Genomic DNA, 12654 nt, shown 5'->3' with positions numbered 1-12654 from the left:
TCAGGCGGCGATGGCCTCTGGCAAGTCGTTGTCGGTCAGGGTCGAGGACCGGCGGAACTGGTCGGCATTCTCATCCAGCCAGGCATCCGCCGTGGCACGACCCAGCGCGCGCAGTTCCTGAAGCTTCGACCAGCGGGTGTCGAGCTTGCTGGCCGATCCGCGTTCGGCCAGGGCCGGGGGCGCGGGCATCATGTGCAGGTTGGTCGCGGCCAGCGCCTGCATCGCCGGATCGGATGACCGCGCCGTACGCGCGATCGTCTGTATCTCGGTAAGCGCCTTCAGGTCGCGGAGCAGGCAGGCGTTGAAACCGATGTCGCTCATCCGCCCGATAATGCCGCCCAGCGAGGTCGGCGCGTCCTCGACCGCAAAGGGCGTGATCTGCACGATCAGAAGGTCGGTCGCGCCATGTCCGTCGAAGATCAAGGGCTTGAGCGCGGGGTTGGCGGAAAAGCCGCCATCCCAATAATCCTCGCCGTCGATCGTCACCGCAGCGAACAGATCGGGTAGGCACGCAGAGGCCATGATCGCATCGACCGTGATTTCGTCGTTACCGAACAGCCGCGCCGCGCCGTTCGACACGGCTGTCGCGGCAATATAAAGCGGCAATGCCGTATCGCGCGTCAGCGCACTGAGGTCGATGCTTGACGCCACCACTCGGCGCAGCGCACGCATCTCGCGCAATTGCGGCGACAGATGGGCGACATAGCGCCCCATCATCTTGGACAGTTCCAATGAGCGGCGGAACCAAGGCTCGAACAGCGGCCCGCCCCATTGATGGTCGAACGGCCGCAACGGCGATCCGTCTGCGACCGCCTTCCACAACCGCTCCAGCCCCGCCAGCGCCCCGGCCCGTCCGCCGTCGGCGAGCCCGGCGACCAGGGCAGTACCGTTCAAAGCTCCCGCGCTTGCACCGCTGACGGCGACAATCTCGATGTCCTCCTCCAGCAGCCGCTCAAGCACGCCCCAGCCATAGGCGCCGTGCGCTCCGCCGCCCTGAAGCGCCAAGGCTAGTCGAGGCTTGCTGGTGTTGGATGAGGACGATCTGCATTCGCTCATAACTGCTCCCAAAGAATCCCCTGCCCTCGATATATGAGGTCAGCCATGGTCCGGTCCGGGCCTAACGGGCAGTTACAAATTTGGATGCAGTGCAGCATAACGCTGCTCGATTATAGCTTCATCGGGGCAACCAGGTGTTTGGCGCGGGCATCTTGTGCATTGAACCGATGATAAACCGACCTACCAGATGCCGTACCGGAAACATAAACACGTAACCTTTCCTTGGTCGGCAAACATGCATGACGTTTGATACGTGTATGATGTGCCAAAGGGGCCTCCGCTGCTCACCAAAGCCCAGAAAATGATAATGAGCCGATCGGTGAACCGGTTGCCGTAAGGCTCGTTGAGGCTGTTCCTTAACCAAGGTGGGCGACATGCACGGCGGTTCCGAACTCCAAAGTCAGAAGTCGTTATCACCTCTCATCCCAGTGGCCGCGCCGTGGCGCAAAAGCGGTGTGGCAGCCTTGATCGATCGCGGGAACGCTCTCGGCAATGCGCACGATCAGGCGTCACGAACAACGCTGCTCAGACGCATCGCTGCATTGTTGGACCAACCACATCTCGCTCCAATGGACGCATGGGAAGCCGTAAGGACGGACGCGTTTCTTGTGCCAAGCGAGGCGCTTGAAATTAACAAAGCCAACGAAGCGGGGATAAGCGAAGCCCGTGATTTCCTTGGAGGTGTGGTGCCCGCACCCTTCGTCGGCACGAAAGCCATCACTCACGGCTTGGTCGACGATGACGCCCTACGACCCAAACAATGGTCAAACGACATGGCGCGGTTGATGGGTGACGCGGCCCTGCCGGGATACACGGCGTTTAGTCATGCCGATGCAGCCAAGGCGGGACGACTGCTGCTGGCCAAAGGGCCGGTGCGTATCAAAGACGTTTGCGGCAAAGCCGGTCTTGGCCAGATCGTCGTCGACGATGTCGAGGGGCTTGATATCGTGCTCGGTCGAGAAGATGCCCTCACCCTTGCGACGCACGGCATTGTGCTCGAGGAAAACCTGACCGATGTCGTGACCTATAGCGTGGGTTTAATCGAACTTGCCGGACAGACCATCAGCTACTGGGGCAGCCAGAACCTCACCGTCGATCATAAGGGCCGAGAGGTATATGGAGGGTCCGATCTTCATATCGTTCGCGGAGGCTTTGACGCCCTGCGAAAACTGGAACTGCCTGATAATCTAGCGCGCGCCATCGACTGCGCGGCGGTATTTGATGAAGCGGCCCATGCCGCCTATCCGGGGATCATCCTCACGCGCCGGAACTACGACGTTATTCAGGGGACAGATGCTGCCGGAAATCGGCAGATTGGCGTGCTGGAGCAATCATGGCGAGTTGGGGGCGCCAGCGGCGCCGAGATCGCAGCTTTTGAGGCATTCCAGGTTGAACCTGGAACGTCACACCTACGCTGTTCCACCGTAGAGGTCTATGAGCAGATCACCCCCCCTGTGGGAGCGGTCGTCTATTACCAAGGTGTTGACCCGGTTGTCGGCGCAATGACAAAATACGCGATGAGGTATGTGTGACGGATCCTAAGGACATCGACAAAAACGCTGTTTCGCTAGCGGTTGATGATCAAAAGATCGTCGGCACGCTTCTTAGACCGGAAATTCCTGTACCGGGTTTTCTGTTCATCCACGGTTGGGGAGGCGATCAGGAAGAGGACCTTGGACATGCCGAGGAACTGGCGCGCTTGGGCTGTATCTGCCTGACGTTCGATCTTCGTGGCCATGCTGAGAGCGGTGCCAACAAGGAGCAGGTCACCCGCCAAGATAGCCTTAACGACGTTCTTGCCGCGTATGATTATCTGGCGTCACAGCCCTTGGTCGACGGCCATGCGATTGGCGTCGTTGGAACCAGCTACGGCGGCTATCTGGCAATGCTACTGACGGCAAATCGCCCTGTTCGATGGCTCGCCATGCGCGTTCCTGCCCTTTATCCCGACGACCATTGGGAAACACCTAAGGCGAAGCTCGATAAAGCGGCTGTCCGCGCCTATCGCGAGAAGCCCCATTCCCCAGGATCAGACCGTGCCCTCTCTGCATGCACCGAATTTAGGGGCGACGTACTCATCGTCGAGTCAGAACGTGATGAGCAGATTCCGCGCGAAGCCATGCTTTCCATGCAAGCTTCGTTCAGACAGGCCAATTCATTAAGTCACCGTATAATTCACGGGGCGAGCCATGCCATGCGCGAAGAAAAGCATCAGCGCGTATACGCTACCCTTCTAGCCAACTGGATCGAAGAAATGGTTCGTGCAAGCCGGCTCACCTATCGGTGAGCATTGGCCTTGTTGCAACTAGGTATCCTAGGTTAAATAATCTGGACACGGCGTTTTGCGGCTGGAAGCTGGGCTGCTAGGGTCAGGACTCGTTGATCACAGCCAGAAGATGACGGTGGCCGCGAGAGCAACGGCGGAAAAGAAGGCCGTGGGGCAGCGATCGTAGCGTGTGGCAACGCGGCGCCAGTCTTTGAGGCGGCCGAACATGATCTCGATGCGGCTGCGACGCCGATAGCGGCGCTTGTCGTATCTGACCGGCTCGTTGCGCGATCGTCGGCCCGGGATGCATGGCTGGATGCCCTTGGCCTGGAGAGCGTCCCTGAACCAATCGGCGTCGTAGCCGCGGTCGCCGAGCAGCCACTGCGCTTTTGGCAGGTCGTCCAGCAGGGCTGCCGCGCCGGTGTAGTCGCTGACTTGGCCTGCGGTCATGAAGAAGCTCAATGGGCGGCCGTTCGCGTCGGCCACGGCATGGAGCTTGGTGTTCATGCCGCCCTTGGTGCGTCCGATCAGGCGGCCGAGATCCCCTTTTTAACCCGCAGGCTCGATGCCGTGCGGTGCGCCTTCAGGTAGGTCGCATCGATCATGACGGTTTTCGGTTCGGCATCGCCTGCAGCCAGCCCCTCCATCATGCGCGTGAACACGCCACGCTCGCCCCAGCGCTTCCACCGGTTGTACAGCGTCTTGTGAGGACCATAGGCGCTGGGCGCATCCCGCCAGCGCAGCCCATTGCGGTTGACGAAGACGATGCCGCTCAGCACCCGCCGGTCATCCACCCGAGGCTTGCCGTGGCTCTTGGGGAAGAACGGCCGCAGCCGCTCCATCTGATCGTCCGTCAGCCAAAAAAGGTCGCTCATCACCAGTCTCCTCGTGGAGCCTGAATCAGATCGCGACGCTCACATCAATGGGTCCTGACCCTAGCGCCCGAATTGTATCGGCAGAAAGAGTGCGAACTGCAGCACCCTTGCCGATGCCCATACAGCCTGGCACTATGACCCTAGCAGACAAGCGTTGGGCAGTGTTCAAAGCCTCGAACTCTGCGATACAGGTAGCCAAGTTGCCAAATTTGGTAGCGACCCTGCGACCGGTTAGAATGGCGGCAGCTTTCCACTGGACATCATTCATATCGGATCTCCCAAAATCGCTTTTATAACATGGGGTAGAACTATATAGTTCCGCTTCGGCTATTTTAAAAAATGATACTGCTGTTGGATCAAAACTGTTCACGTCGAGTGGATCACGTCGTCGACGAGTAGAATGGCTGTACCTTCATTCCGATAACCGATTATAGGCACCGTAAAGTTGAGGCTTGATAAGGTTACCATATGAGCTAGCTTGCTAGCTGAGTGGTTTCCCCACTCTCCTTCCGGTAATCGTGCCTGCTTGCGTGACGCCTGGCAGGCCAATGTTCCTGACCCGGTGTTGATGTTGCCATAGCGGGCAATACGAAGGTTCGTATCAGCCCGGCTCAAACACTCATCCGCCTTTCTGCGCATACCCACATCAGACGACCCTCGATCAAATCGTCCGGCTTTCAAAGTATAGGCTAGCAGGGACGAACGTCGCTCGCAGATGCTCATTCGTGTTGCCAGTTGGCAAATGCTGGTGGCGCCAGAGCAGCAAGGAAAGATTACAACCAAATTTGGAACATGGGCAATCGTTTGGCGCTTGTGGGTATGATCGTTCCGGGAGCCATAACATTGACCGATACAACACGACGGACATTCGTGACGGGTGCAGCCGTCACCGCTGGTGCCATTGCGGCGACAGCTGCAAACGCCGCAACACAGGACGGCGGCAGTAGCGCAGCAACGACGCTGGCAGCGGCCGCTTATCCAAAGCCCCCCTATCCCGTACAGCGCCAGCCTTGGCCCGGTTTGGCATCGAAGATGACGCCGAGACCGGACCACGGTGAAAAAAGCTACAAGGGCTCCGGCAAGTTAGCAGGCAAGAAGGCCCTGATCACTGGTGGGGATAGCGGCATTGGCCGGGCTGCGGCGATTGCCTATGCGCGCGAAGGCGCCGATGTCGCGATCAACTATTTGCCAGCGGAAGAACCGGACGCTCGGGAAGTCATTGCGCTGATCCGTGCTGAAGGTCGCAAGGCTGTCGCCATTCCAGGGGACCTGCGCGACGAACGTTTTTGCCGCCGGCTGGTCCAGCAAGCGAGCGAACAGTTGGGCGGGCTCGATATCCTCGTCAACAACGCAGCACGTCAACAGACGCGTCCCGGGATCGCCGATATTTCGAGCCAGGATTTTGACGATACGATGAAGACCAATGTCTACGCACCGTTCTGGCTGACGAAGGCGGCCCTCGAACGGATGGGCGCGGGCGCGGTGATCGTCAACACATCTTCCGAACAGGCTGGCAATCCTTCGCCCGACATTGTCGACTATGCGCTGACCCGCGCCGCCGTGCTGAACTTCACCAAGAGTATGGCTAAGCAGCTTGCCAACCGCGGCATCCGCGTCAACGCAGTTGCGCCTGGCCCATTCTGGACTCCCCTACAGGTCAGCGGCGGGGCGACGCCTGAAAAATTGCGAAGCTTCGGTGGGGATTCGCCAATGGCACGAGCGGGCCAGCCTGCAGAAATTGCAGCGCTTTACGTTGCCGCAGCCGATCCGTCATTGAGCTATTCAACCGGCCAAATTTTCGGTTCGACTGGCGGAAACGGTCAGCCAGCGTGACCAGGCGTGCCGCAACCTTTACGAGGTTGCGGCATAGACCGAGCAGTCTCATCACCAATCCAATGCTTTAGCATAGCTGGCCAACAGATTGGCCAATGACCCATATCGAGTCATTCGCGACTCTTTTTTGACCCCCCGCTTTGTGCCATCCGTTAATGCCGGGCGCGGCGGAACACCAAAGCCTTCGCCCTGCTCCATCACCCGCGAGCTTCTCCAAGAGCTTGGCGTTTCGACAATTCTGCGCAGTTCTCATGTCTGTCACCTCGATGGGTATCACGATCTTAATTGCGCCCGTGCTTAGACACCGCTAGCTGTTGCATATGATTAATACAGTCAGTGTGCTGAAGCAGGCGGTTTACGGCGGTTTGGTTGCGCTGACGGCTTGCGCCTTCATGGCGGACGCCAAGACGAACACCGCACTGCCGGATATGACGACAACCCTCCGCGAACAGGGCGTGGAAAGCGCGTCGATCGCGGTGATCCGCAACGGACAGATCGTCTCGACGGGCGCATGGGGCATGGCAGGACCGAACCGGGCGGCGACCGTCGCCACGCCCTACAATCTCGCCTCGCTGACGAAGCCGCTCACGGCAGAGGTCATCCTGCGACTGGTGTCGGCCGGCAAGCTGTCGCTCGACGAGCCGATGGATCGCTACTGGAGCGACCCCGACCTGTCGCGCGATCCCCGGCGGATGAAGCTGACGGTTCGCATGGCGCTGAGCCATCGCACCGGGTTGCCGAACTGGCGTGACGCGAAGGGGCTGGCGTTCGATCATGATCCCGGCACGACCACCGGCTATTCGGGTGAGGGGTATCAATATGCGGCGCGCTATGCCGAGCACCGCACCGGACAATCGTTCGAGGCGCTCGCTGGCCGCTGGCTGTTCGCTCCTGCCCACATGCTCGCCTCGGGTTATGTGTCGGCGCAAGGCGAGACGGTGCCGATCGCGGTGCCCTATGACGACGCAGGGAAGGCGTTGCCGGTCGAGCGTGTGACGCGATACAACGCTGCCGATCTGGCGCACGCGACGGCGCGGGATTATGCCCGCTTCCTGATCGATGCGCGCAACGACCGGGGCCTGTCCGCATCTGTCGCGGCGGAGCGCAGCATATCGCAGGCCGACCTGACGCCCAAAACATGTGCCGGATCGAAAGCGGCCACCTGTCCGCCCTGGACCGGCTTTGGCCTCGGCTGGCAGCTCCTTGGTTTTCCCGATGGTACGACGATGCTTCACACCGGCAAGGATGCTGGGGCGTTCACCTTCGCCGCGATCGATCGTGCGAGCGGCGACGGCATCGTCATCCTGACCAACAGCGACAACGGCTGGCGGGTCATCCTGCCCATCCTCGAACGCACGGGGAGCAATCCGAAGCTGATCGCCTTCCTCCGCGGCCAGATGAACTGACAGGACCAAAGCCATGATGACCGCGATCGCCGTTGCCGCAGCCTTGCTCGCGACGTCCGTGCCGCCCCCGGCCGATCCGTTGACGACCGAGATCGGCACGCTCGATGCGAAGGTGTTCGCCGCCTACAACCGCTGCGACCTGCCGACCTTTTCCGGCTATTTCGACCCGAAGGTTGCCTTCTACCACGACACCGGCGGTGCGACCTTCGAGCGTAACGCGATGGTGGACGGGGTGCGCAAATACATCTGCGGGAAAGTGAAGCGCGAGCTGATCCCGGCGACGTTCCGCGTCTATCCAATCAAGGATTATGGCGCGATCGAGGAGGGCGAACACCGCTTCTGTGAGCTGGCGACCCGGCGATGCGAAGGGATCGCCAAGTTCGTGATGGTCTGGGCGAAGCAGGATGGTGCCTGGCGGATCACCAGCGTCCTCAGCTACGGGCACCGCGCCACGACGCCTGCGGAGGGGCGAAGCACCACTGACAGATAGCTGGTGGGGTGCTTCCCGACCCGGTTTGGCGAACCATACCCAGTTATGGACGTTCAGGCTGGCCTTCCCCGTCCCCAAAAGCGGACGCTCATTAATCTTGGTCGCATACAGGCGTTGGGCACCATAAAACCGCTTTGCGCACGCAAACGTGACGGGGTTCATGCAGCGGCCGCCTCCATTCGCCGTCCGACCCAGCACGCCAGTCGATAAACTCGTTCGAAGGCGTCGGAAATCCCTCGAGCTTGAGGTTGCGGATCAGGTCAGTGGCGAGCGATGCGGCCTCGTCGCAGCGTCATGACAAGAATATCCCCGGTCGACCCCATGGCTCACTTCGCAAGCAGCTGCGCCAACGTCACCGGTTGAAAATCGCGCGCGTCGACACCGACGTCGAACTGGCGCGGCGTCGGTGTCAGGCGGCCGTGGCTGTGCCCATGCAAGTTAAGCGCGCCCTTGTGCTGGCGGTTCCAGCTGCGAAAGGCGTAGTGCCCCAGGACGAGCGCACGGCCTTCGACCTCGATCTCGGCATAGTCGCCGACGCTCGCCCAGCCCGGTGCGGCGCCCGTGGCGTCGGGATCGTTGTTGCCGCGGAGCAGGTGCTTGGTTCCGTTGAGCCTGGCGAGCAGCGCCGCGACATCAGCCGGCCGCCGCGCGACATCACCCAGATGCCAGACGACATCCTCTACGCCCACGACGGCGTTCCAGCGGCCGATCAGTTCGGCGTCCATCTCGGCCACGCTGGCGAAGGGTCGCTTGTGGATGTTGATCGTGCGGTGATCGCCGAAATGCGTGTCGGCGGTGAAGAAGACGGTCATGTCCAATAGAGGATGCGCGCCGCCGGTAGCAGCGACGCGATCCTTTCCTCGAAAAACAGGCGAAGTGATCGCATCGTCGGCGCATCATAGACTTGCTTTTCAGTCCCGAACTTGGTGCGCTTTGTCGTCCGGTTGTCCGCCCCCATGTCGAGCGCGGAGCCGGGATACCAGCTCTCCAGCACCGCCTTCGATCCGGGCGTAAAGCGATGCGTGATGAGTTCGACCGTCAGGTCGAGATCGGCAATGCCTGTCAGCGCCCCTGCCGCATCGGCGAGCAAAGCGTCGTACGCCTCGCGCCAGCCGTCGGCCGCGATGATCGGCGCGATCGTCAGGCCGATCGGATAGCCCGCGCGCGCCATGTCGGCCAGGGCCGTGAGCCTGGCTGCGACCGGCGCCGTACCTCCCTCGAACCGGGCAAACATCGTCGGATTGATCGAGGCGCGCATCCGCGTGCGTTTCTGATGATCGAGGCCGAGCAGCGGCCCGACGTCAGCGAACTTCGTGGTGAAGCGCAACTGCGCCGCCGCCTCCCAGCGGCCGAACCAGGCGATCACCGCTGACAGCGATCCGGTGATCGCCTCCAGACCCAGCGGATCGGTGTAGCAGGACGCCTCGAACGTCGTGCCTTCGTGCGCGCGCGCCTCGCTACGCGAGGTGATGCTGCCCTGTCCCAGATACGCTGGCAGCCCGTCCAGTATCTCGTCGAGATTGGCGTAGACACGGGTGATCGGCGGCCCCTTCAACGACCCGGCGAGATAGCAATAGCTGCAATGCGCAGGACACCCTTCGGCAAGGTCGACCCGCCAGTCGGCGCTGGGCGCGATCGGCTGCAACCGCCGTTTCGACGGTGGCGCGACCACCACCGCTAGCGTCGATTTCGCCTCCGCGTAGGCGCGCCGCGGATCGTCGGGTAGCCCCAGTGAGAGGCGATCACCGGGAAGCGCCACAATCTCGATACCCTGCACTTCAGCACGTGCGACGATGGCTCGGCCATGCGCGAAGCCCAGCGCCGAGCGCGTCACCAGCAACCGACGCGGGCGCCATCCTGCCCCCGGTCTCCCTATCGTCGGTGCTGTCGCTATCGTCGCCATGGCCAAGCCAACGAACGGCACGCCGGGACGGTCCAACCGATCGACAGGCACCGCCCCATCGTCTTAGAATCGGCGCTTGACCACGACAGGGGGCCGACCTGCACTTCCTCGACACACGCCGTACGCTGCTCCGCTCCGCGATGCTCGCACCGATGGGCCTGTGGACCGCGGCACAGACGCGTGCCGCCGGCCTGTCGGCGGAGGGTACCGTCGGGCGCGGCATTTCACTCGACCTCGCAAGGGCGCGCGCGGCGCAGATCTCCGGCGTCCGCTACCACCTGTCGTTCGACCTGACCGCAACGGACACCGCCGCGGGCAGGGTCGTCATCCGCTTCGATCGCGTCGGCAACAGCCGCGATCTAGTCCTCGACTTTCGCGGCCCCACGCTCGCCGATCTGACGGTCAACGGCCGTCCGCTACCGGCTGCGGGGCGGGTCGACGGACACCTTGTCTTGCCCGCAGCGTTGCTGAAGACCGGCGCCAATATCGTCTCGGCACGGTTCGCGACACCGATCGCGGCATCGGGGGCGGCGATCATCCGCTATCATGACGACAAGGATGGCCAGGCCTATCTCTACACGTTGCTCGTCCCCTCCGATGCCAATCTGCTGTTCCCCTGTTTCGACCAGCCCGACCTCAAGGCGCGCTTCCGCTGGACGATCACCGCGCCGGCCGGCTGGACGGTGATCGCCAACGGGCCGCTCGATGGGCAGCAGCCGGCGACCGGCGGTACGCGCTGGCGCTTTGCAGAAACCGAGCCGATCTCTACCTATCTCGCCGCCTTCGCCGCCGGACCCTGGACGCATTGGACATCGGCGCCCGCGGGGGAGCGGCCGATCAGCCTCTATGCGCGTGCCTCGCGCCGCGCCGAGGTCGATGCCGAGGCGCAGATCGCGACCAACCGCGCCGCAGTGCGCTGGCTCAGCGACTGGTTCGAGGTCCCCTTTCCCTTCGCCAAGCTCGACCTGGTGCTTGCGCCCGCCTTTCCCTTCGGCGGCATGGAGCATGTCGGCGCGGTCTTCTACAACGAGGACCGCTTCATCTTCCGCGAGCCGCCGACGCTGCCGCAACGCGTCGGCCGCGACGCCACCATCTATCACGAGATCAGCCATCAATGGTTCGGCGACGACGTCACCATGCGCTGGTTCGACGACCTGTGGCTGAAGGAAGGCTTTTCGACCTACATGGCTGCACGCATCCAGGCCGAGCTTCAGCCTGACGGCAACGCCTGGACCAACTTCCTCCTGTCGACCAAGACGCCCGCCTATCGCGCCGATGCGACCAGCGGCACGCAGGCGCTGTGGCAGCCGCTCGACAATCTCAATGCCGCCAAGAGCAATTACGGCCCGATCGTCTACAACAAGGCGCCGGCGGTCATCAAACAGCTCACCTTCCTGGTCGGCGAGGCGGGGTTCCGCCGTGGCCTCCACCGCTTCCTCATCGATCATGCCTATGGCAACGCGACCTGGCAGGACCTGCTCCGCGCAGTCGGTGCGGCATCCGGCGTCGACCTGACCGCATTCGGCCGCCAATACATGCTACGCGCCGGCCTCCCCCGCGTCGACACGCAGCTCCGCATCGCGGGCGGCCGGATCGGGTCGCTGACGCTCGTCCAGCGGCCGGTGCGATCGCTGCCCGGCGACCGTGGCGGCGCATGGCCGATGAAGGTCCGGGTACGGCTGGGCTATCGCGACCGCACTGACGTAGTGCTCGACGCCGCCTTCTCCGGCACGAGCGCGATCGTCGCCGGGGCGGAGGGGCTGCCGGTGCCGGACTATGTCTGGCCGAACGACGACGACCAGGGATACGGCCTGTTCCTGCCCGACGATCGCACCATTGCCTGGATCGTCACGCATGTCGGCACGGTCAAAGACCCGCTGCTCCGCGCGATGCTGTGGAGCGCGGTGTGGGACACCGTCCGCGACGTCCGCTTCTCACCGGCGCGCTACATCACGATGCTGCTCGACAACCTGCCCGGCGAAACCGACGAACAGATTTCGCGCACCATCCTGTCGCGCGGCGCCGCCGCACTCGACGTCTACCTGCCGGACGATGCGTCCGCGCCGCTGCGGCCCCGCTGGGAACAGGCGCTGCTCGCCCGCATCGACAATGCGAACCTGGGATACGGCCTGCGCAAGGACGCGCTCGATCGCCTGATCGCGACCGCGCGGACGCCGCTCGCACTTGTCCGCTTGCGCGACCTTCTGGCGGGCCGCGCGACGTTGGTCGGCGCCGCAGTCCGCCAGCCGACGCGCTGGGCGATCGTCCGTCGCCTGATTGCGGTCGCGGCGCCCGATGCCGCCGCGCTCTACGCGGCCGAGCAACGGCTCGACCAAACGAGCGAAACGGTGAAGGACGCCTTCGTCGCCCGTGCGGCGACACCCGACCGCGCGGTCAAGGCCGCCTACTTTGCCCGCTATTTCGACGATGCCGCGCTCAACGAAGCCTGGGTGAGCGAAAGCCTGGGCGCGTTCAATACGGTCGAGCAGGCCGAACTTACTCTGCCCTTCCTGCGCCCGGCGCTCGACCGGCTCGAATGGATTCGCCAGAACCGGCGCATCTTCTTCCTGCCTGCCTGGATCGACGCCTTTATCGGCGGCCAGCGCGATGCGGCGGCGCTCGATGTCGTCGATCGGTTCCTGGACGCGCGCCCCGCCCTTCCCCTCGATGTACGTCGCAAGGTTTTGACCGCACGCGATGAACTCGCTTTAACCGTGCATATCAGGGCCGCGACATTTCCAACGTCAGCAGAGGTCTGATGAAGGACCCGGCAACCGGACACCCAGCCCGCCTTGCATGCGGCAGCCTAGCCAAACCTTTGAAAT

General features: G+C 62.7%; 10 protein-coding genes. 6 read left to right on the top strand and 4 right to left on the bottom strand.

The window, feature by feature from the left end; translation table 11 throughout:
* Nucleotides 1–1005, bottom strand: a complete 1005-nt coding sequence (locus ACWKSV_RS03855) for a patatin-like phospholipase family protein (RefSeq protein WP_483666894.1) — start codon at nucleotides 1003–1005, stop codon at nucleotides 1–3.
* Nucleotides 1006–1430: 425 nt separating this feature from the next.
* Between ACWKSV_RS03855 and ACWKSV_RS03850 the strand changes: the two genes are divergently transcribed.
* Nucleotides 1431–2588, top strand: a complete 1158-nt coding sequence (locus ACWKSV_RS03850; RefSeq protein WP_483666919.1) for a DUF3182 family protein — start codon at nucleotides 1431–1433, stop codon at nucleotides 2586–2588.
* Nucleotides 2585–3343: an alpha/beta hydrolase family protein gene (locus ACWKSV_RS03845; protein WP_483666893.1), complete on the top strand. Its 759-nt coding sequence runs from the start codon at nucleotides 2585–2587 to the stop codon at nucleotides 3341–3343. Before ACWKSV_RS03850 ends, ACWKSV_RS03845 begins: the two co-directional genes overlap by 4 nt.
* Before the next feature lie 96 nt (nucleotides 3344–3439).
* Here ACWKSV_RS03845 and ACWKSV_RS03840 read toward each other — a convergent pair.
* Nucleotides 3440–4197 (bottom strand): IS5 family transposase gene (locus ACWKSV_RS03840; RefSeq protein WP_156884132.1). Its coding sequence is split into 2 segments (ribosomal slippage): nucleotides 3440–3864 and nucleotides 3864–4197, totalling 759 coding nucleotides; the frame shifts between segments, so codons are not numbered across the junction.
* Between the two features lie 1032 nt (nucleotides 4198–5229).
* Here ACWKSV_RS03840 and ACWKSV_RS03835 point away from each other — a divergent pair.
* From ACWKSV_RS03835 to ACWKSV_RS03825, 3 genes are all read left to right on the top strand, one after another.
* Entirely contained in the window at nucleotides 5230–6030 is an 801-nt protein-coding gene (locus ACWKSV_RS03835; RefSeq protein ID WP_083706643.1) for an SDR family oxidoreductase, read from the top strand.
* A 320-nt stretch (nucleotides 6031–6350) separates the two neighbouring features.
* Nucleotides 6351–7436, top strand: a complete 1086-nt coding sequence (locus tag ACWKSV_RS03830) for a serine hydrolase domain-containing protein (protein WP_237243338.1) — start codon at nucleotides 6351–6353, stop codon at nucleotides 7434–7436.
* Between the two features lie 13 nt (nucleotides 7437–7449).
* Complete coding sequence (locus tag ACWKSV_RS03825) at nucleotides 7450–7926, top strand: nuclear transport factor 2 family protein (protein ID WP_076715997.1); 477 nt, start codon at nucleotides 7450–7452, stop codon at nucleotides 7924–7926.
* Nucleotides 7927–8252: 326 nt separating this feature from the next.
* Here ACWKSV_RS03825 and ACWKSV_RS03820 read toward each other — a convergent pair whose 3' ends face one another.
* Both ACWKSV_RS03820 and ACWKSV_RS03815 read right to left on the bottom strand, forming a co-directional pair.
* Nucleotides 8253–8738, bottom strand: coding sequence for a metallophosphoesterase family protein (locus ACWKSV_RS03820; RefSeq protein ID WP_076715995.1), 486 nt, complete (start codon nucleotides 8736–8738; stop codon nucleotides 8253–8255).
* Nucleotides 8735–9829: an SPL family radical SAM protein gene (locus tag ACWKSV_RS03815; protein ID WP_076718116.1), complete on the bottom strand. Its 1095-nt coding sequence runs from the start codon at nucleotides 9827–9829 to the stop codon at nucleotides 8735–8737. Before ACWKSV_RS03815 ends, ACWKSV_RS03820 begins: the two co-directional genes overlap by 4 nt.
* Before the next feature lie 140 nt (nucleotides 9830–9969).
* On the opposite strand from ACWKSV_RS03815, the gene ACWKSV_RS03810 reads away from it, so the two are divergent.
* Complete coding sequence (locus tag ACWKSV_RS03810; protein WP_237243337.1) at nucleotides 9970–12588, top strand: M1 family metallopeptidase; 2619 nt, start codon at nucleotides 9970–9972, stop codon at nucleotides 12586–12588.
* Nucleotides 12589–12654: the final 66 nt, after the last annotated feature.

This window comes from Sphingomonas sp. SphC10 (assembly GCF_057004845.1).
The sequence above is the reverse complement of the archived record's forward strand: the minus strand, read 5'-3'. Positions and strand labels throughout refer to the sequence as shown.

Bases quoted from the DNA above. Each gene is read 5' to 3' on its own strand.
- ACWKSV_RS03850 (WP_483666919.1), top strand. From the start codon at position 1,431: ATGCACGGCGGTTCCGAACTCCAAAGTCAGAAGTCGTTATCACCTCTC.
- ACWKSV_RS03810 (WP_237243337.1), top strand. From the start codon at position 9,970: ATGCTCGCACCGATGGGCCTGTGGACCGCGGCACAGACGCGTGCCGCC.
- ACWKSV_RS03835 (WP_083706643.1), top strand. From the start codon at position 5,230: ATGACGCCGAGACCGGACCACGGTGAAAAAAGCTACAAGGGCTCCGGC.
- ACWKSV_RS03815 (WP_076718116.1), bottom strand. From the start codon at position 9,829: ATGGCGACGATAGCGACAGCACCGACGATAGGGAGACCGGGGGCAGGA.
- ACWKSV_RS03825 (WP_076715997.1), top strand. From the start codon at position 7,450: ATGATGACCGCGATCGCCGTTGCCGCAGCCTTGCTCGCGACGTCCGTG.
- ACWKSV_RS03830 (WP_237243338.1), top strand. From the start codon at position 6,351: ATGATTAATACAGTCAGTGTGCTGAAGCAGGCGGTTTACGGCGGTTTG.
- ACWKSV_RS03820 (WP_076715995.1), bottom strand. From the start codon at position 8,738: ATGACCGTCTTCTTCACCGCCGACACGCATTTCGGCGATCACCGCACG.